2 protein-coding genes are annotated in these 23,370 nt (G+C 50.5%); both read right to left on the bottom strand.

Translation table 11 applies throughout. The features are described from left to right. Positions 1–13: 13 nt before the first annotated feature. A complete protein-coding gene (locus CXL14_RS11830; RefSeq protein ID WP_088056465.1) occupies positions 14–7,732 on the bottom strand; it encodes a type I polyketide synthase in 7,719 nt (2,572 codons plus the stop codon). A 4-nt stretch (positions 7,733–7,736) separates the two neighbouring features. Next, positions 7,737–23,351, bottom strand: a complete 15,615-nt coding sequence (locus CXL14_RS11825) for an SDR family NAD(P)-dependent oxidoreductase (protein ID WP_101287805.1) — start codon at positions 23,349–23,351, stop codon at positions 7,737–7,739. Positions 23,352–23,370: the final 19 nt, after the last annotated feature.

Raw genomic sequence — 23,370 nt, 5'->3', positions numbered from 1 at the left:
CCTTTTAAAAACGTCACGTTGTCACCTGCCAAAACGAGTCTGCAGGTGCAGTGCTTGTCTCTGCTTTTTTCTCATATTTCTTTAAAAGATCCGCAATGTCTGTTTTTTCATTATTTGTTTTTTCCGTTTCACTCTCCGTGCTGTTCCAGCCGCCCAAAAGCGGGTAGTGTTTTTTTCTGAATTCCGGCGGCTGAGGCGCCCGGTGATGTTCCCGCTGCCTTTCACCTCTGTATTCTTCAACGAGGATATGAGCATTTGTCCCGCCGTCAGGAAATGAACTCTGAGCTGCGACGCGGGGTTTCTTCTCTGAATGCCAATCAACGGGTTCACGATTAAAATGAATACGCGACGCTTCAAAGTCATAATGTTCAAATGGCTCACGCGCTGATAAGAAAGGCGGAATCCGCTTATGATAGACGCTCAGCACACATCGGATGAAGCCCGCAAGACCTGAAGACAGAAGCAAATGCCCTACATTCGGTTTCACCGATCCGATCCGGCAGGGCAGAAGCGTTTTCCGGTTCAGCTGATAGACATCTGAGAGCGCCTTGATTTCCACCGAATCAACGATTGGGGAACCGCCTCCGTTCACTTCTATATATCCAATGTCTTCGGGCGACTTTTCCGCCATGTCAAGCGCAGTTTGAATGGCGTCTCTCTGCGCTCTTATATTCGGTGAACCGGGACCGAGCGTCCGGCCGTCATTGTTTACCGAGACGGCTTTTATGACGCCGTAAATACGGTCTCCGTCCCGCACCGCATCGCTCAATCGCTTGATAAAAACCGCCCCCGCTCCTTCTCCGAGCACTTCTCCCGCTGATTCACGGTCGAATATATGAAACACGCCGTTCTCATTTAAAATATGGCGTGCTCCGAATAACCGGTGCGCGGACGGAGATAAGAGCAGACTCACCGAACCGACTAAGGCCGCGTCAATCCTTCCGGCCAAAAGGGCGTCTTTTGCAAAGGACAGCCCGATCAGCCCCGAGGAACATGCTGTATCCACGACAAGGCTCGGCCCTGTGACATTCAAAAATCGTGAAATGTTGGCCGCCAAATAGTTTTGTCCCGCCCCCAAAATCGGGTTAGGCGCCTGCAGGATATGTTCCATACCGGCTGAAGGCTGCGCCCTGCCGCCGATGTACACGCCGACTTTCCGGCCCGATAAATCCTTTTGGCCGTACCCGGCATCATAAACGGAATGAACCGCTTCTTCTAATATGATCCGCGCCTGCGGGTCCATAATTGCCGCGTCTTTTTCAGAGATGCCGAAAAAGCCCGCATCAAACATGTCGATATCATCAATCCACCCCGCATAATCCTTTGCATGTGCTGTTGCATGCCAGCGCGTTGCGGGGACAGGCCGGATGGCGGTGTTTCCTTTCATCAGCAGCTCCCAAAAAGCATCCGTTCCGCCCGCCCCCGGAAAACGGCAGGACATGCCGACGACGGCAATATCGTCTTCGGTATCCGCTTTCGGCTTCATGGATGTTCTCTCTTCAGCAGCGGCGGTTAAATCAAGCTGTACGTCCCTGTCTTGAACGAAACCATTTTCTTTTGTCACAAAATCGGCTTCATGATGCGCTGCGAAATAGTCAACCATTTCTGTAATCGTTTGATATTGAAGCATTAAGGACGGTGTTAACTTTATGCTGATCCGTTTTTGCAGTGATTGAACCAATTCCGCAAAGAGTATTGAGTCAATCCCGTATTCATCAAACGGCATATCATCTTTTATCTGCTCATCCGTCATTTTCAGTTCTTCACTAAAGACGGTGCGCACCCATTGACGAATCGTATCCTTCACCTTTTGGTCACCTGCAGTGCTTTTTTTCACGGGAGCTTCAGATTTCTTCACCCTTAGAAGATCACCAAAATCAGCCTCACTGTCTTCTGGAACACAAGGAATTCCGCAGCTTTGTCCGTTTAAAATGATGTAATCTAAAAACTTCAGTCCGTCTTCGGCAGACAGCCTGGAAAGTCCTGATTTTTGATAAGCAGGTGTTTCCGGCAGGCCTTCAGCCATGCCGGTTTCTTTCCAGACGGGCCATTGAACGGCTTTAACAAACACGTTTCCTTTACCTGCTTGATGATTTGCAAAAGAGTCCATGAATGAATTAGCCATCGCGTAGTCACTTTGCCCCGCAGCAAGCGAAGGGATCAGACCCGAAACGGATGAGAACAAAATAAAAAACGACAGCGGCTCATTCTGAACGGCTTCATAGAGACCGCGAAGCCCTGTTACTTTCGGCGCGCAAACGCTTTCGATTTCAGTTTCGGTTTTGTTATAAAAAGCGGGGTGTTCTCCCATTGCACCCGCGCAATGAAAAACGCCGGTAATCGGTCCCATCGTGCCGCGGATGCTGTCCGTCATGTTCCGGAGCCCCTTTTGATCCGTAAGAGAAACGCTGTAATAACGGATCTCCGCGCCCCGCTCGGCTAACCTCTGCATCCGCTCGGCTTTTTCCGGGAGAATGCCGTTCTTTTTCATGTCTGCCCACTCTGAGGAATCGGGAAGCGGCTCCCGCCCCATGATGACCAGTTTCCTGCATCCGCGTGAAACGGCATGCTCCGCCGCAATTGCGCCGATCCCGCGCGATCCGCCCGTTATTAACAGCACATCATCAGACGAATAGGAAAGCTCAGGCGCCGCCGAAACATTCATACCCTGCTTCAGAAACGGCACATAACGGCGATTCAGCCTGTAGCAGCATTCACTGCCGCTTTTGGCCCGCGGCTGTAAAAATTCAGTCTCAATCTGTCTGCTTAATTCTTCTGTATGCTCAATCGCATAATCGCTATCTATCGTAAAAGAATGAATGTTGGCATACTCAGCGCCCAGCATCCGGTACAGCCCCGCCGTTTTCGCCCCTTGCATCAGAGGTTTACTTTCCTTGAAAGGCTGGAGGCGGTGTGTCACTTGGCTGAACACAGCGCCGCTATGACGGAATGATTCAAGAGCCTGCTGTAAAAAGGCAAGCTTTCCGTGTTCTATCTCTTCCTTCCGTTCATATTCCGCATCATATGCGGTTATGTCGACGACCCCGAGTATCTGTTTGTTTTGAAGAGACTCCCGCACTCTGCCGTAAAGGTTTCGCCCCGATGCGGCGGCGTAATAATCGGCGCCGTCTTTTGCCTGATGGATGAAGCAGACCGTTTCAATATGGCCGTTTCCTTTAAAAAGAGCATCGGCCAATCGGCGCGTCTTATCCGTTGCAAGTATCATTACTGTTCCTGATAACGCTTCAGATTCCGCCGGATCTTGCTGCTTCCAGTCTTTTTGAAGAATGATCTTTTGGTTTTCCGCCAGTTCGTCTGTCTGTTTCCGGATATCCGCAGGCACAGGCACCCAATACCGCTCCTTCGCGAACGGATATACAGGAAGGCTGACCCGTTTCGGCTTCTCTCCTTCGTATAACAGGCTCCAGTCAACGGCGGCTCCTTTTGCCCACTCAGTGAGCAATCTGGAATATTGCTTGTTTTTCAACAGCTCGGCCATTCCACTTGATGAAATATCACCTTGAGCACGTCCGCGGAAACATCCTTCAATTTCTGTTTTCCGTTCAAGCACATCCTTCAGTTTCGCTTGCAGACCGCAAACGGAAGTAACGATAAATGCCAGCCGTTCAGGCATCGCTTCTCTGCCAGATTGAAGCGTGTAGGCCAGGTCTTTAAGGTTGACTTCTTTTTCCCGTAAAAAGCGGACATACCGTTTTACATATTCTAATAGGCGTTCTTCATTTTTTGCCGAAAGCAGAAACAGAACCGGCTCGTCTTCCCGTATATTTACCGATTTCTTTTCAGTCTGCGGCGGCAGATATTCTTCTATGACAAAATGGGCGTTGCTCCCGCTGGCGCCAAAAGAACTTAAACCCGCTCTTCTCGGCTGCTCAGAATGTGACGGCCGTTCCCATTCTTCCAGCCGGTCCGCCACATAAAACGGCGTGTCCGGAAACGGAATATGGGGATTCAGCGTGTCCGCGTGCAATGACGGAAAGATTTCTCCATGCTTCAGCTGCAAAAGCACCTTTGTTAATCCGGCGACCCCGGCGGCTCCTTCTAAATGGCCGATATTTGATTTGGCAGAGCCGATGGCGCAAAACCGCTTCTTGTTTGTCCATTTGCGGAAAGCGCGGCTCAGCCCTTCAATTTCAATCGGATCACCCAAAGACGTGCCTGTTCCGTGGGCTTCAATATAGCTCAATGTCTCCGGATCAACGCCGGCACTCTGAAAAGAATCTGTAATGACTTCTGCCTGTGATGCCGGATCAGGCACTGTCAAACCGGATGTTTTTCCGACATGGTTTAAAGCGGAGCCTTTTATGACGCCATATATCGGAAAGCCCATCTTTTCCGCTTCTTGAACGGTTGTCAGTAACACCGCGCCGACGCCTTCTCCCGGCACATAACCGTCACCGCCGGCGGCGAAGCTTTTGCAGACGCCTTCTGAAGACAGAAATCCGGCATTCGCCAAAAACGCATATTTATGCGGGTGTGTGACCGCATTCACACCGCCGGCAATGGCGAATTCGCACTCCCCCCTTTTAATGCTTTCACATGCCAAATGTATGGATGTGAGCGAAGAAGAGCACATCGTATCAACAGCCATTGACGGCCCTGTAAAGTTCAGGCAGTGAGACACGATATTCGGAACAGAGGCAGGCGTCACGCCCATAGACAGCGGTGTGCCCCGCTGTGTGATTTCAGCCCCGAACAGCTCATAATGGCTCCAAAACACACCTGCGAATACCCCGACGCGTTTTCTCTTTTGTGAAGATGGCCCGCGCGCCGTTCTGTCCTGATAAAAACCGGCATCTTCACAAGCTTCCCAAGCCGTCTCTAAAAACAGCCGCGCCTGCGGGTCCATCATTTCAGCCTGGCGCGGAGTCAGATTGAAAAACAGCGGGTCAAAGCTGTCTATGCGATCTAAAAATCCTCCGTAACGGTAGAACTGATCTGCTTCATATGAGAAAGAATAACCTTTCCATCTGTCTTTCGGCATTGTTGTAATGCAGTCTTTACCTGAGCGCAGATTTTGGTAAAATTCATCAATGCTTCCCGCCTGCGGGTATCTTCCCGCCAATCCGATTACGGCAATATCGTGCTCTTCTGTATGTCTCTCTTGTTTTCGGCTTCTTCTCTTGACAGCTGCGTTGGATAATGAAGATCCGTTCTTGTCTCCCTTTGGACCCAATCGGCTCATGCTTTCAGTTACAGCCGGCTCTTTCCCGTATAAAATAACGGATTGCAGCTTGCCGAGTCGCAGCATATATTCAAGTGCAGCCATCCCTTCCCCGGCCGGTAGCGGGCTGGTGCCTGTTGCATCATTCATGATCTCTTTCGTCAAGCTGTCAACCTGCATGCCGCCATCTTCCCAAAGCGGCCAGTTGATCGTCATAGAAGCCCCGTTCCGTTCGCCTTTTTCCGCTTTGCAATCGCGATATTTCATATATTCATCCATAAAAGCGTTCGCTGCGGCATAATCTGTCTGGCCCGCATTTCCGGCCAACGCCGAGAATGAGGAAAATACGGCGAAAAATTCAAGCGGTTCATGCCGTGAAGCTTCGTCCGCATGAATCAGGCCGCTGATTTTCGGCAGGAACACCTGCTTCAAGTCAGAACTGTCTTTTTGGATGATAAATTGATCTTTTAAAACACCGGCGCAATGAAAAATACCCGTCAGCCGGCCGAAGGTTTCTGTAATCTGAGCAAATGCCCGCTCTGTTTCGGCTTTGCTGCCGATGTCCGCTTGAACGTAAAGAACTTCTGCTCCCAATGCTTTCAGTCTGCTGATCTTCTCAGACTGTTGCGGCGAACGGCCGATGAGTGCGAGCTTCACCTTTTCTTTTTCTGCAAGGTGACGGGCAAGCAGAAATCCAAGACCGCCGAGGCCTCCTGTAATGACATATACGCCGTTTTGTTTCCAAGGAGACTGTGTCTGCCCGTCCAGTTTCTCAATACGTTCGAACAATCTGATCTGCCGCATATTGTCTTTATACCGAATGTCTGTGCAGCCTGCATAAGAGCAGTCTGCTTCTGTTCTAATGATTGCGGCCGTCTCACTTGGCAATCTCTCATTCTTGTCACAGAAGGTGATCACCTGAGTGCGAAGAGCCGGATTTTCCAGATGTGCCGTTTTCAGCATAGCCCCGAGAGCGGAAGACAATGCCGCTCCATTCTCAACGGCGCATACAAGCTGAATCAATGTATGTTCTTTCGGATGGTCTGTCAGTTCCCGTTTGAGCATACGAAATATACGCTCGGCATCTGCTCCAAACTGCTCATCTGCAGCCTCATGCTCCCTTTTCAGTTCTATCACTTCCGCTTCCGGGCAATGTATGCCGAGTTCACCGGTGAGACGGGGTTCTGCATCGGCAGCGATAATGAGATGACGGGTGTGTTTTTGCCCGTTCTGCACCGCCGTTTCCAGCGGATGATCTTTCCAGGCGGGTTCAAAAAACAGAACCTCATCAGCGATGTCAGCATCTGATGTATGCCGTTCTTCGGCCGAATCTTTCAGCACACAGCCCGCTTCATTGATAAGGTAATCCGCAAGGCGGCGGACAGATGAATATTCAAAAAGCAGTGTCGGATAAAACTGCTGCTGAAAAGTCTGCTCTAATATCTTTACAAGCTTCAGCAAATGCGCCGAGTCAAGCCCCATATCATAAAAGCCTTTCCGCACATCAATATCCTGTGCCGGACGATTGATCAGCCTGGCGATTTCCGACTTTATGTAAGTCACCATGTTTTGTTCCGGCGTTTGCTGTTCAGACACGTCTTCTGCGGCCACAGGACTTTCGGGCTCTCCACGGCCGCTTCTGTTCTGCTGAGGCGGCTTCTCTTTGTCTATCAGATGGGTAATCATATTCGCTTGTCTGACCCTTTTTACAGTCAGTTTCTCACATTCGGCCAATACATTCCCTGCCCTGTCGTAAATCGTGAAGTCGGCCGAATAAACATCAGGTTCGCTATCTGATACGCCGCTTTCAGTGCGGCTGTTTTTCATAGAATAAGTGTAAATCGTTTTCGGAAACGGCTGATACATGCAAAAACGATTGATCATAAAAGGAATATAAGGTGTGTCATTTTGCTTTTGGGCCGACAATGCAAAGGAAGAGCCGGCAAGGGTGGACGCATCTAAAAAAGCCGGATGCGCCTTAAATTTCTCCCGGAATCCTTCAGCCAAATCACTCAGAGTGAGCTCCATTAATTCTTCTTTATCCTGAAGCTGATAAACGGCCCCTTCATTTTTCATAAACTCGCCATGCTCAATATGGCTTCTTCTTGCAATTCCGTAAATGTCATGCATGTCCCATTTTCGGCTTGCGTTTTTCATGAACGCTTCAATATTCAGTTCTTTTGCCCGGGGCGTGTCTTCTTGCAAATAAAGCTGGCATTCCATATTCTCATCCCGGTTTCCGCCAAGCGGTGTGCCGTTTTTTGCTTTTTCGCTAGTGATCTCAACTTTCCAGCTGTCACGTGCCGGCGTAAAGGTGACATACAGGTGTTTATCAAACTCTTCAGATGTTACAACAGGCTGCTTAAAAATAATCTGTCTTAATTCTATAGGCCTTTCACCGAGATACCCGGCGGCGAGCCGATACAGCATATCTATTAAAGTCACGCCCGGGAGGACGCGGATTTGATGAACGCGATGATCCCGGACGATATAATTCGTATGGCTGATTTTCTGCAGGAACGTTTTGACTTGATCGGTGGCAACTGCCAATCTATCACACCTCGCTTATTTCAAACATTGCTTCTGTGCCCGCCTTATTTTCTTCCGCTTCGGACGACAACTGTGCTTTTTCAGGCCAATACCGCTGTTTCCGGTATACTGTCTGGCCGCCTTTCGGTTCCATGGCCGCTTTTCGCTCTTTCGGAATTCCTTCGTTGCTGACAATGATATGGGCGTTATTCCCGCCCAAACCGAACGCGCTGACCCCGGCCCTGAGTATCTCTTTTTTTCCGTTCCACCGCTTCAGCTCAAGCACAGGATAAAGCGGAGAATCATTAAATTGAAAGCGGGGGTTCGGTTTATGGCAATGCAAAGTCGGCGGCAGTTCTTCATTGGCAATCGCCAGCAAAACTTTGATGATTCCCGCCGCGCCCGCCGCACTCAGCAAGTGGCCGATATTGCTTTTGACGCTTCCTACACCGCAAAATTGTTTTTCATCGGAATAAGCAGACAAGACATTGGTTAATCCTTTTAATTCAATCGGGTCGCCGATCAATGTACCGGTTCCGTGCGTCTCTACGTATGTCATGGTGTCCGGCTCGATTTCCGCTGATTGAACCGCCTGCTCAATCAAGTCCTGCTGCGCCCGGGGATTCGGCGTCGTCACGCCCATTGTGCTGCCGTCATTATTTATCGCAGAGCCGTCAATAACGCCGTATATTTTATCTTCGTCTTCTATCGCTTTTTCGAGCGGCTTCAGCATCAGCACACCGCAGCCCTCTCCGATTCCTGTTCCGTCCGCATCGGCATCGAAAGATTTTGAACGGCCGTTTGGCGATAAGATTCTCGCCGCGCTCATTGTGAGAAAAGGTTTTTCATCAAGCAAAATGTCAACCCCGCCCGCAAAGGCCGCTTCCGCTTCTCCATTTTGAATAGCCTGCACGGCCAAATGAATTGCCGTAAGCGAACTGGAGCAAGCTGTATCTACGACCAGGTTGGGCCCTGTAAAGTTATAAATGTGCGCCATGTGTGCGGTAATAAAATTTTGCCCCGCGCCAATAATCGCGTCTTTTTGCAAATATTGAAATTTCTGATGAAACGCACCTGCCCTTGCACCGGCAAAAACGCCGATACGGCGGCCCCAGAGATCCTCTTTTTGATAACCGGCATCGGCTAAAGCTTCCGCGCTCACCTCGAGCCACTGCCTTTGCAGCGGGTCTATCATCGGTGCCAGCGTTTCTGAAATATTAAAATACTCCGGGTCAAATTGATCAATATCGTGAATAAAACCGCCCCATTTACTGATGCTTTTTCCTTCTTGATATTCACCCGGCTGATAGTGTTCCCCGGTGTCCCATCTGTCCGGCGGAACTTCAGTGACGGCATCCGTTCCGCTGCGGAGATTCTTCCAAAATTCTTTTATATCCCCCGCTTTCGGAAAATGGCAGGCCATGCCGATGATCGCAACCTTTCCCCGTTTCCCGGGCTTATCTGCCGTTTTTTTGCTCCGTTTCGGCATCTTCTGCAAAGGGACCTTCTCCGCGGAAACTGCTGTATCTGCCGAAAAAGCTTCCGGACAATGTGCAGCTAAATAATCCGCGAGCTGTTCAATGGTAGGATGCTCCAGAAGGACAGTCGGATCAATTGAAACGGATGGCAGTTTTTGATCGATCTTTGTCAGCACTTGCGCCAGAAAGATAGAATCCATTCCGTATTCCTGAAAAGGCACATCGATATCCATATGCGTTTCATCGATACTCAGCTCTTTTGCCAAAAGCGACCTCAGCCAAGATTGAATATCAGTCCGGTTATGTCCCCGTTTTTTGGTTTCAGGGGGTTTGGAAGCTGCTTTCATTCCTTTATGAGCGGCTGGCTTAGCGTTTTCCAGCGCTTTGATGTCCCAATCATGTTTCACTTGTGCCGGCAGCACGACAGCTCCGGGTTTTTCTCTTAAAATGTAATCAAGCATCTTGAGACCTTCTGCGTCAGAGTGCCGCAGCAATCCCGTTTGCTGATACATCCCGCTTTTTATATCCCTGCTCATGCCCGTCTCATCCCATGCCGGCCATTGTATGCTGATGATGCCGCTCTTATTGTTTTCTGCAAAATAGTCCATGTAAGAATTAGCCATCGCATAATCGCTCTGACCCGCCGCAAGAATCGGGACGGCTGCCGAGACAGATGAAAACAGGACGAAAAATGCCGGCGCATCATCCTTTACACTCTCATACAGACTGTGAAGACCGTCTGCTTTCGGGGCGAGCACCCGCGCGATACTGTCTTTGGATTTGCGGAGAAAAGCAGGGTTTTCACGGTCCGCAATTCCCGCGCAATGCAGAATACCTCCGACAGGTCCGAGCGTTGAGGTTACCTCTTTTATAAGCCGTCCGACGGCCTGCTTATCCGTCAGATCAACTGCTGAGACGCACACTTTTACGCCTTGTGATTCCAGCTGCCGGATAAGCTGTATTTTTTCCGAAACGACAGGGTCTGTTTGCTCAAGATCCCACTCGGTTTTCGGCGGCAGCTCCTTTCTGCCTGTCAAAAGCAGTTTCTTCACACCATACGCTGAAACGAAATGCTTGGCGCATAAAGCGCCGAGACCGCGCGTTCCTCCGGTTATCATCAGGACGGCGTCTTTTGGAAACACAGTCCGGTCTGTTTGCACGGCTTCAGGTTCAATCTGATCAGTCTGCCGAAGAACATAACTGAAGCGCATACCCTCCCTATAGCAAACAGCAGACTCCGTTAAGTCTGATTCAATTTCTTGTTTAATAAAAGCGGCTGTCTGCTCCAGCGGCTCTTCAGGATCAGTATCGGCGTGACAGGTGAGAATATGGCTGTATTCATGCCGCAGCATGCGATAAAGCCCCGCTTTTTCAATACCATGCATAGCGGCCGCCTTATTTTTGAAGGATTCAAGCCCTTTTGTAAGATAAAGCATTTTCATGTTTTCTTGTCCGCGGCCGTATTCAATCAGCTGCTGCAGCGATGCCACCCAGCTGATGTCCTGACGCTTTTGTCCGGAGCCGCAGCCGGTGAAGTCAATAAACCCGGAATAGACGGCCGCATTCGGACCCTGTAAGAAAGAGATGAGCTGATTTTCCTGCACAATGTCAGCATCATTCAGCTGTTTTTTCACCTCGGCGGCAAGGTCTTTTGTATCCTCGGAAACGATGAGCGCTATTTTGCTGAATGGCTCGGATGAAGACACTGCCTCGCAAGGCTCCCATGTTTTCTGCAATAATACTGTTTTTTGATTCGAAAGCGGCAGCTGCTCCCGTTTCGGCACCCAATAGCGGTCTGCTCTGAACGGATAGGAGGGCAGGCTGATGCGGCGCGGCTTACTGTCCGTATACAGCTGCTCCCAATCTGTGTCAAATCCGTTTGCCCAGAGCCGCAGCACTTTCTTGTATTTCTTTTTCTCAAGCCAGGCGCTGACGAGGTCAGCGGCGTCTTCATCGTCTGAGAACATGGAAATCGTGTTATTCTCGCGTTTTTTACGGCCGCTGATGATATCTTCGCTGTTTTTTCCCAACAGAAACGCGTTCAGTTTTTCAGTCAGTTCCTCTGCGGAGCCTGCAATGATTCCCAGCCTCGCTTCCATCGCATCCCGTCCGGTCTGCAGTGTGTATGCGGCATCTGCAAGATCGATATGGCGGAATGATCCGTTTTGGATAAAATCGCGAAGGAGACGCGCTCTTTCTTTCAGCCGCTCTTCATTTTTAGCCGACAAAACAAAAAGAGATGACGCTTTCTCACGGGTTTCCTGCTGTTCCGTCTCACTTCTGCCCATGTATTCTTCAATAACGATATGCGCATTGACGCCTCCGAAACCGAATGAGCTTACACCCGCCCGGCGGGGCAGGACCCGGCCGTTTTCATCACGCAGCGCTTCCCACTCCTTTGTTTCTGTCACAATGTAAAACGGGCTGTCCTTCAATTTGATATGGGGATTGATGTTCTCGCAATGCAGACTTTTGGCGAGCGTCCGATGTTTCAGCTGCATCAATACTTTGATAACGCCCGCAATGCCTGCCGCGAGCTCCAAATGTCCGATATTTGTCTTCACTGAGCCTATCCCGCAATATCCGCCCGGAGCCCCGTCTGTTTGGAAAGCTTTTTTCAATGCATTGATTTCAATCGGGTCTCCGAGTGCCGTTCCTGTTCCGTGCGCTTCTATATAAGTGATCGTTGACGGGTGAATACCGGCTTTTTGATAAGCGCTTTTCAGCACATCCGTCTGAGCCTGCGGGTTCGGCGCGGTAAGTGACGCTGAGCGTCCGCCGTGATTTTCCGCTGTTCCGCGGATGAGGCCGTAGATGTGATCCCTGTCATGCTCTGCCTCTGAAAGCTTTTTCAAGACAATCATGCCGGCACCTTCTCCTCTGACATAACCGTCAGCCTGATCAGAAAATGTTTTGCAGCGCCCGTCTTCACTGAGCATGCCTGCTTTTTGAAAACCGATATGCCCTTCAGGCGTGACGATCGTGTTGACGCCCCCTGCGACCGCCATATCACAATCTCCCGTTTCAATGGCTTTTACCGCGCGGTGAATGGCGACTAAAGAGCTTGAACAAGCGGTTTCTACCGGCTCGCTCGGCCCGTGGATATCAAGAAAATAACTCATCCGGTTCGGCCCGACGGACGGCACGATTCCGGTCATCGTATACCCCTCGAGAGGAAGACCCGCCTTATTGATTAAGGTTTGATATCCGCTTCCCAATGTGCCGGTGAAAATGCCGGTTTTTGTTCCGGCAATCCGTTTTGCTGAGTACCCCGCGTCTTCAATGGCTTTCCACACATACATCATTAATAGACGCTGCTGAGGATCCATCATTTCAGCTTCTTTCGGAGATATCCCGAAAAACAGCGGGTCAAACCCGGCGATTCCATCTATAAAACCGCCCCATTTAATTGACGTTTTATTTGCATCCGCTGCCGGATCGCCGTAATATTCGCGCCAATCCCAGCGATCTCGGGGAATTTCTGTGATGCAATGCTCCCCTTTTGATAAACGTGTCCAGAATTCATCTATGTCTTTCGCCTGCGGAAAAATACCGCTGATTCCGATAATGGCTATCGGTTCGGTTTTTTCTTCTGATTTTCCTTTTACGGACACGGGCGTTTCCCGCTTGACATGAACGGCCGCCGGAGCTTCAGCTTTTCTTATTCCGGCTTTTGGAGCGGTTTTTAAACTCTCTCTTTCTAAGCCGCTGAATGCTTCTTTCCATTCAGATATCAAATGGCCGCTCAGTTTGCGCAATGTCGGAAATTCAAAGAAGATAGTCGGGCTGAGCTCAAGCTGATAAGACCGATTTAATAGATTTGTAAATTCAGTGAAAATGATCGAATCAAATCCGTATTCCGTCAGTTCGCTGTCAGCCTCAATATCTTTCATGCTTACCTTTAAAAGATCTGATACATGCCGCTTTAGTTTCTCTTGAACCTGATCTTTCAGATCTCTTGCATCTGCCACTGCGGGAGCTTTTCCGGCGGCGCTTTGTTCTTCGCCCAGATCGAAAATATGGCTGCGAATCCGTTTTTCGTCGCCTTCTGCCACCATGACCTGGTGTTCTCCGGAGGCAAAAGCGGCGTAAAGCGCTTGGATGCCTGATGCCGATCGCATGGCTTTCATTCCGGTCTGTTCGTACATCAGCCGTTCGGTCTCTTTGTCCACACGCATACCGCCCTCTTCCCAAAGCGGCCAGTTGACGGACAGAGTCTGCCCGCTCCGCTCGTTGTCCCGCACGAGATGGTTCCGGCGGGCTGCATAAACATCCATAAATGCGTTGGCTGCCGCATAACCGGCCTGCCCCGGATTTCCGATGCCTCCCGCCAAGGAAGAAAACAGGATGAAAAAGTCCAGCCGCACATCTTTCGCTGCTTCATCAAGATTGATAAGCCCTTTCACTTTCGGCGCCATGACGGCCTTCCGTTCGTTTTCTGTCTGGTTCAGAATGTAATTGTCAGCGATCACGCCGGCGCCGTGAATAATCCCGTCGAGTGTTCCATGCTCCTCCTGTATGCCGCGGACGAGGGCGATGACCGCCGCCTTGTCTGTCACGTCAACCGGTTGATAAAATACGCGGGCACCCGACGCTTCCAAGCGCCGTAAGCGGGCGGAGCGGTCTTCATCAAGCGCTTCCGCCCTCCCCGTTAATACGAGGACGGCGTTTTTGACGCGGGAGGCTATTTCTTCAGCGAAAATCAGGCCGATGCCGCCCGCTCCCCCGGTGAGGAGGTAGACCCCTTCGTCTTTCCACGGAACGGTGCCGCTTTGAGGGGCCGGCAGATGACGCCAGTTTCTGACGAGACGTTTGCCGGCTTCATAACGGATTTCCGCTTGTTCAGGGTGCGCCCGATTTTCTTTCAGCTTGGCAAGAAGCGATGATGCTGACTCGTCCGGATCGGCTTGGATGACTTGGCCGTACAGCTTCGGATGTTCAAGGTGAGCTGTTTTCAGGAAAGCGGCCAGCCCTGCCAATACATTGTCTTCCCCCCTGTCGGGGACAAGAAGCTGGATCAGCGTTTTTTTCTTCTGTTTTTCTTTGATAAGACGCTTGACGATCGCTGACAGCTCCGCCGCGCAGGCGTCATAACGGTCTTCAATCGGACCTTCGCCGTCAGCCGCACATACGGCGCCGCTTATGTCCTCAGCGTTCATTCCGCCATACAGCGTCACGTATCTGAAAGACGCTTCTTGTCCGCCGCCTTCATCCGGCGGTGATTCCCGCCACTCCGGCTGAAGCAAGAGCGGTTTTTCCTCCGTTTCCTCTTCCAGAAAACGGGCGGTGAGCCCCGTCAATCGGACACATACCGCACCGTTTTCATTACACAGCTCAATATGATAGGCGCCGTCCTCTGAGGAAAGCACCGCCCACATCGTCTCACGGCACGCAGAAAACACCTGCATATCCCGGAGGGCAAACGGCAGGAACGGCCGTCCGGACGCAGAACCGTCTGAGAGCACGAGACCGATAGAAGCCTGAAGGGCGGCGTCCAGCATGCTTGGATGCAGGATGAACGGCTCCTTTTCTTCGCGGGCGGACGGCGGAAGAGTGAGCTTTGCGAGCACTTCTCCGCTTCCGGCATAGACGGCGTCAAGCGCCTGATGAGACGGTCCGTAGGTGATGCCGAGGCTGTCGAATGCTTCATAGCACTCAGCCTTTGTCAAGTGACGGCCGCCGCAGCGCGCCTGAACCGCTTCCACATCGAGAACAGGAGCACGCTCCGTCTCTTCGAGCACGGCCTTTCCCTGGAAAAAGACAAGCGGCTCTTCTCCTTCGGCATACGCTTCAAAAGCAATGTCTCCGTTTTCTTCCGGCTGAAGCTTCACATGAAGCGTCACTCCTTCAGAAAGCGCCGTCACCGGCCGGAGCCAAACGATCTGTTTGAGCCGGACACCCGTTTTCCCGCCCGGCAGGTCTTCAGCAGCCAGCGTAACGGCGGCCCGGGCCATTTCTAAAGCAGCCGCGCCCGGAAGCACCGGTTTTCCATTGACGATATGATCGGCAAAAAACGGTTCATGCCCTGAAAAAACAGAAGTAAAGCGCTGGGCGGTAAAGGTCGATGTATTCGCATGGAGCAGCGGGTGGAGCTTTTCACGTTCAGCTGAATTCCGGCTTTCAAGCTCTCTCTGAAGACGATCGGACGCCCAATACGTCTGTCTGGCAAACGGGTAGCCCGGCAAATTGCCGATTCGCGGCAAAGGTCCGCCATAAAGCAAGTCCCCTTCGATTTCATAACCTTGACAATAAAAATCTGCCAGCACGCATAACAGCTCCTGATACTTTCTATGGTCAGAATATGAGGCGCTGCACTTGCCGAGCACTTCTATTATGTGCTCCTGAATATGCTGACGGCCTGCAAAGTGCTGCGGTACTTTTCCCGAAAACACATAAGGATGATGTTCATTAAGCTTTGCCTGCTTCCATACATACACTGCGTCATCAGCATCTTGCACTACGATGGCGGCGCGATGGTTAAAGTGATGCCGTCCTTTTAACAACGTATAGCTGAGCTGGGCCAGATCATTTTCTTTCAGTCCGCCATTTTCCGCCCAAGTGATCATATCTTCGATTTTTTCCTGAAGGGCCTCCTCTGTTTTTGCAGACAAAGTAAGTAAATATGCAGGGGCATCACGATGAGGTGAAGCATTGCGCTTATAGCTTTCCATAACGATATGGGCATTTGTTCCGCTCATCCCGAATGCGCTGACTGCCCCCATTCGGTTTTTACCCGGCAGAGAAGGCCACGGTTTACCCGTTTTATTCACATAAAAAGGACTCTTCTCCCAGTTGATATAGCGGTTTTCCCCGCTGCAATGCAGACTGGCGGGAATCATTTCACGGGAAAACGCCTGTAAAAGACTGATCAAACTGACAATGCCTGACGCGGCAAACGTGTGGCCGATATTGGTTTTAATTGATGTGAGCGCGCAAAAAGCTTCTTCGTTTGTATAGGCAGAAAATGCGTCATAAAGCGCGTTAATTTCCACCGGATCACCGAGTTTTGTACCTGTACCGTGTGTGACGATATATTCGATATCTTCAGGGTTGATACGCCCCCGGTCATAAACGGAAGTAAGCAGCCGGGTCTGCGCGACGCCGCTCGGAGCGGTAATTCCGTTTGTTTTCCCATCATAATTGATGCCGCTCCCCCGAATCACCCCGTAAATCGGATCACCATCTTTTTCCGCCTCTCTCAGCGGCTTAAGAACAACCGCCGCGGCCGCTTCCCCCGGAACCATGCCGTCAGCCCTTTTATCAAACGCGAAGCATTTCCCGTTTTCCGACAGCATTCCGGCTTTATCTATCGTTTCAAAAAAGTCCGGGGTATTCATGATATTCACCCCGGCCGCAACAGCTGTTGTGCACTCTTTATTCTGCAGGCTTAATACCGCCTGATGGACAGAAACGAGCCCCGAAGAACATGCTGTATTTATCGCCATCACAGGACCGGATAAATTCAAGTGATAAGCCAGCCGCGCCGCCAAAATACCGTTATGATGAGACGTGACATTGCCTTTGTCCCGTGTTAAAAGGTGATAATCTCCTTCTTCCGCCCCCACAAACATACCGATCGTCTGCTGCCTGATGTGACTGGCGCCGTAGCCGGCGTCCTCAAGGGCCCTCCACGCTTCCTGAAGAAGCAGCCGCTGCTTCGGATCCATCGTTTCAGCTTCCCTCGGCGATATTTCAAAAAATAAAGGGTCGAATTCGTCCGCCCCCGGGACAGCGCCGAGTTTCCATTTTGAACTTGTGAAGCCTTTTTTTGCGACCGGTGCGACAACATCCTTTTCCTGAAACAGAATGTCCCACAGCTCGTCCGCCGTGCGCGCCTGAGGAAATCGGCCGCTTATGCCGATAATGGCAATGGAATCAGCTGCCTGACTGCCCTCGGTTCCGGCATTCAGCTTATTTCTTCCCCACTGCTTCTTTCGCTTTTCCGTTCCTGCCTTTTCAAAGACAGATTGATCTGCGGATTCAGGTTTCTTTTCTTCATAGACATGCTCCATGACGGACTTGTGTTCCGTCAGAAAATAGCAGACGACCTTCTCCAGTGTGGAATGTCCGAAAAACAGGGCCGGTGTCACTTCAATTCCGTAGTGAGCGGACAAAGAAGAGGCGAATTCCGCCAAACTGATAGAATCAAAGCCGAAATCAGCCAGATTGTCAGCGTCCGTCAGTCTGTTCTTGTCTATTTTCAAAAGCCCCGCCGCCAGTTCTTTCACATCCCAGCTTACGCATTCTTCCAGCGTGAAGCCTTTCATTTCACTCCGCCTTCCTGAAAACGGGACATTCCTGTTTACAGAACCCGAAATCGGCCGTTCGCCTTGATCTATCTGCAGGAAGCGTTTGGCCCTCGACGGAAAACCGGCCAGGACGAGATACTGGCTGGACGGCTGGACCAACAATGTTTCAAAAGCTTCGAGTCCTTCCTCTGTGTATAAATAACGCTGTCCGCTTGATTTTAAATACATATCGGTGCTTTCCGCCGTGCCGACATGCATCCCCCCTTCTTTCCAAAGCGGCCAATTGATTGCAAGTGACTTGCCGCTTCTGAGTCCGAGGCTCACAAGTTTATCCCGATGACGGACAAAAGCCATTTGGAAGCGGTTCCCCATCGCGTAGTCACAAGAACCGAAGTCTCCTAAAATCGCTGAAGAAGAAGAGAAACAACAGAAGAAGTCAAGCGGCTCCCGTGACAGAACCTGATCTAACACCGCGGTGCCGTCCGCTTTTGGCGATAAGACTTGCTGAAAGGTTTGCAGATCTTTCTCCAGAATGCTTTCAGTGCCTTGAAGACCTGCAGCGTGAATGACACCGTGAATCGGCCCGCATCCTTTCTCTTTCGCTTCTTGCAAACCTTTCTCCATCTGAGCCTGATCTGCGGCATCCGCCTGCACGTAAAACACCTTGGCGCCTGATTCTTCCAATCTCTTTATCTTGTTCAGCACCGGGCCGCCTGCCGCTGATCTCCCCGTCAAAATGAGCGTAACCGGTCCTTTTTCAGCAAAATATCCGGCAAATAACAAGCCTAATCCCCCGCATCCGCCGGTAATCAAGTACGTTTTCCCGCTTTTTATCACACGCTTCTCAACAGGGGCAATATCCGTCTGCTTCATTTCCATGACGTGACGAATTTCCCCACTGTACATGACACTGCGGAACGACTCGCTGTGAAGCTCTTCACATACGTTATGGATCAGTTTTTCAAACGGTCCTTTTTGTTCAAAATAAACCGCGGCCGTATCCGACTCCGGCAGGATCAGTTTCAGCGACCGTTCCAGCCCGATCCATGACTCGGCGTAACTGATATCGGTATCGGTCCCGCACTGAGCGGAAAGAAGGATTCGCCTCGGTTTAGAACGCAAAGAAGCAGCTGCGCGGATCACATGATACAGAATGAAATAGTCTTTCACGGCCTTTGCATCTTCAAGCGGCCATCCATATAAAACGGCATCCGCTTTGCCTGCAGCCGTTTCAATATGCCGAAACGTTTCTTGATATGCTTGTCCGTCAGTGATTTTAATTTGATAATGCGTGTTTGAAAGCTTTTGAGTTTCCTCACCCTGTGAAATAAAAAACACGCCGGCTCCCGGATAAAGGGATTGTAAAGACTGATAAGCATGCTTTCTGGCAGCTTCTCCCGTAAGAAAACAGATGACCGTTTTCAGCTCTTCATGAATGGATTTCTTCAGAGGCTGCTGCGTCCATATTTCTTCAAATATCATCATCTCGGATTGTTCCTCTTGCCCGTGACCCTGCTGAGACGGCTGTCTCATGCTCACCCCTTTGATTTCTGCGCAGACAGTGCCGGTTTCGTCACAAAATTGAATGTTACAGCCGGTTTGATTCTTTTTATTAATATACATCCACATGCCGGATGAGCACGGACGCATGACGCGCAGCTCTTCAACCGCTTCAGGCACGATATGGAATGACGGCTCCGTTTTTGCCAGGACATGAAAAGCTGCGTCCAGAAATTCCGGCGGCAGATGATATCCCGGATTACGACCGCTTTCATCTGTGAGAGCAAGCTTCGCCCAAACCGCATTTTCTCCCGCATAAAGCTTTTCAACGGTGCGGAACTCCTTACTGATCGTTACACCTGATGTGCCTGGTGTTTCATAATCAAATGACAGCGGGCGGCAGTCTTTTTGTAAGGAGGCAATATCAAGCACGCGGGATGGCTGTATGTTCCCTTGCCCGATGATTCCATAATGATGCAGCTTCTCTTCGCCACTGTATATTTCATAACGGATGCCTTCCTCGTCTTCGGACAGAAGGGAGAGATTGACGCCCGCACCGTGATGTCCGCTGGTAATCGGGTCAGTCCATGCCGCTGTTCGGATCCATATCTCTTTTTCTTCAGAGCTGTCTGCCGCATGATGATAAGCCGCAAGCGCCATTTCTAAATAAACGGCTGCCGACAGAACCCGCTCCCCTCTCACATCGTGGAAAACGTGTTCCCGGCCTGTAAAAGAAGTATGATAGCTTTGCTCCGCCAAGGTTGACGTATTTTCATGCAGGAGAGGATGCACATAATCAGTTGTTCCTGTTTTTTGTTCTGCCCGCTTCATCCAGTAGCTTTCTTTTGCAAATGGATAAGACGGCAGACTGATACGATGCGGCAGCGCGCCTTTATATAAAGATGCCCAATCGACGGGCGTCCCGTGAACCCAGGCATTCAAAAGACTGTCAAATTGATGTTTTTCCGTCCAATCACTGACTGTGCCTTCCGTCTCCGTGACAGCACTATCACTCCGGCCCGTAAACACCCCGCTTACGGAACCAGCATGATTCAGAAAAGCAGTCAGCTTCTGTTCCAATTCAGAAACAGAGTCCGCTCTCATCGCCAGCCGTTCTTCCATCGGGACCCTGCCGACTTGAAGGGTAAATGCCGCGTCAAGCAGGTTCGCATCTGTAATTGTTCCGTTTCCGGCGGCATCCGACAGCAACAGAGCCCGCTCGCGCAAGCGGTCTTTATCTTTTGCCGATAAAACAAAAAGCGCCGGACGGCCGGTGTCTGTCGAAGTCATTTCAGCCGGTTCATACTCTTCTATCAGCAGGTGGGCATTTGCTCCGCCCGCTCCGAAAGAAGATGTACCCGCGATTCTCGGATATTCCCGTGTTACTCCTTCAGATTCTATGACCGGCCGTCTCCATTCCGCCGTTTCCTGCTGCACGATAAAAGGAGAAGTTTCAAAATCAATTTCCGGGTTCAGCTGCTTTGAATGCAGCGACGGCACCAGATATCCGTGTTTCATCTGAAGAAGAATTTTGGTGACCGCAGCAATGCCCGCCGCACTTTCCAGGTGTCCGATATTGGATTTAACAGAACCGATGGAACAAAATTGCTTTGCATCCGTATAGCGTCGGAAAGCCTTGGTTAACCCTGCGATTTCAATCGGATCTCCCAAGGAAGTGCCGGTGCCGTGGGCTTCCAGATAGCTGATCGCTCTCGGATCAATCCCTGCCCGCTCCATCGCCTCTGCGATCACTTCTCCTTGTGCATTCGGATTCGGAACGGTGAACCCGTTCGTTTTGCCGCCGGCGTTCAGAGCGCTTCCTTTAATGACACCGTATATATGATCATGATCTTCAACAGCCTTTTTCAACGGCTTTAACACGATACAGCCGACGCCCTCTCCGTCAACAAACCCGTCAGCCTTATCACCGAACGCTTTGCACGCGTTTGACGGTGACAGCATTCTCATAGAAGAAAGTCCGATATAATGAACCGGATCTGTAATCAGGTTTATGCCGCCGGCAATCGCGCATTCAGATGCACCTGTTCTGATGCTTTCTGCGGCGAGATGAATGGCGGTTAAGGATGAGGAGCATGCGGTATCGACCGCGATGCTCGGACCGTGAAAATCAAACACATAGGATACGCGGTTCGGGATAAAGTGGTAGTGGGCCCCTGTCGGATAGTTGCCGTTCATGACACCCGCAAAGACACCAACCTTTTTACCGGCGCATAGTGAATCAGGGGTATATCCGGCATCCTCAAGGGCCGCATAAGCGGTTTCCAGAAACAGTCTCTCCTGCGGGTCCATGCGCTCCGCTTCTTTCGGGGAGATTTTAAAAAACAGCGGATCAAATTTATCAATATCTGTTAAAAAGCCGCCCCACTTTGTATACATCCGGCCTTCCTTACCTTTTGTCTCATCATAGTAGTCCCGCCAATCCCAACGGTCTTTCGGAATTTCGGTGATTCCGTGTTCACCGGTCTTTAACCGTTCCCAGAACTCATTAACATTTTCAGCTCCGGGATACCGTCCGGCAAGACCGACAATGGCCACTTCAAGGTGTTTTGACGGCGGTTCGGAAGCGGGCGGCGCTTTTTCAGAAAAAGATGCCGCTTGGCGCTTCGCCAATCCGGCGCTTTTTTTGCGGCTTTGCTTTTTCTGTAATGTGTGCGGCGCCTTTTCGGCTTCTTTATTTGTCTTGAAAATCCCAGCCATATCATCCTGTCTTGAGCTGACGAGATATTCCGCTAATCCGCCGATTGTCGGATACTCGAAGAACAAAGTGCTGCTGATATCAGGTATGTCTTCCCGCACGCGGTTGGTCAGCTGTACAATTAAGATGGAATCGATTCCGTATTCTTCAAGGGGCGTATGGGCTTGAACGTCCTCAATCGGCATCTTTAAGATGGCGCTGACGATCTGTTTCAGATACTCTGTGCTTTTTTCAAGCAAAGAGCCGGATGATACCGCTTCAATATGACGGACTTCTTCAGAAAATCGCGCATGCAGTTCGCGCTCCTTCGTTTCAGCCAAGAATGCGGCAAGCTCTTCTATCGTCCGGTATTCAAAAAACAGCGTGCTGCTGATATCAGGGACGAGATCCCGCAGCTCATTCGTCAGCTGAACGATCAGAATAGAGTCAATGCCGTATTCATCCAGAGGAGCCAGCGGATTTATCTCTTCTGCCGGCATTTTTAATACGTTTGCCGCAGCCTTTATCAGAAAAGCCGCTGTCTTTTCCGAAAGCCCCTCTCCCGCTTGTTTGATGGGGAGCTGACGATCAGAGGATGTTTGCGGTACGTTTGATTGGCGCTTTTGCGCGGTGTAAGCTTCCCTGCTCTGCCTGATGACTCCGTTGCTTTTCGCCGTGATAATCTGCTGGGTGTGCAGACGTTCGTTTTCAGCCGGAAATTGAATGGAATGAAAACCTTCAGCCATTAAAACGGATTTCCATGTTTCCGGATAAAGGCCGGGGCACCCCGGAATCCGCAGCGCCTCGTCTTCGTACAGCCACCAGCCCTCTAATAAGCCGAATGTAACATGTGTAAACGGCGTATGCCCGCCCAGTTCATTAACAAGCAGCAAACCCTCCTTTTTCAATACGGCTTTTGCCGTCCGTAATGTTTTCCGGATATTTTTGGTGGCATGCAGCACGTTTGCGGCAATAGCGATATCGTAGGTTCTCAGATGGAATCCCTGGCCCGCCGCAGGCTGCTCCACATTAAACAGCTGATACGTCAAATACGGATTGTCCGCGCCGTATTCCTTTTCGGCATGCATTAAAAAAGCTTTTGACAAGTCGGTATAACAGTATTCCTGAATATGGTTTTGATAGGGGCGGAGCTTTTTAAACAGTGTGCTGCTCGTTCCGCCGGTGCCCGCTCCGATCTCCAGCAGACGGATGTTTGCCTCAGGATTGTTTTTAATTACATTTTCCACGTAAATACACGCTTCATTTGCCAGCACATCGTTGTAATAATCAGCGAGAATATTATGCTTATAGATTCCTTCAACAAGCTCCATTGAGGAATCGGGAAACATCACGTCAGTGGCTTTTATTTTGCCTGTTAAAATGTCAGGCAAAGCTTGAATGACGGTATCCGCCAGCAGTGCCTGCGCTTTCATATCCGGATCTTTCAGCCATTCGTTTTTCTTCTTATGCCACTCTTCCCAAACCGCGGCCGTTTCACCGCTTTTAAAATCGCTGTCTAAAAGACGGATACTTTCTTCCAGCCAGCGCTCATATAAAGGCAGACAGGAAGCCGCCGGCGCTTCGCCGGTCAGACCCATTGAACGCAGCGTCACCCGCAATACTTGCAGCAAAAGCCGATTCAATTCTTTCATTTGATTGCTTATTTCTGTTCTTAAGGATAACTGTGTACGGTCTTTTTGTTTGTCTCCCTTACCCAAAACCTTATCCTCCTAAGAA

The sequence above is a fragment of the Bacillus sp. SJ-10 genome, assembly GCF_002843505.1.
Lineage (GTDB): Bacteria > Bacillota > Bacilli > Bacillales > Bacillaceae > Bacillus > Bacillus velezensis.
The sequence above is the reverse complement of the archived record's forward strand: the minus strand, read 5'-3'. Positions and strand labels throughout refer to the sequence as shown.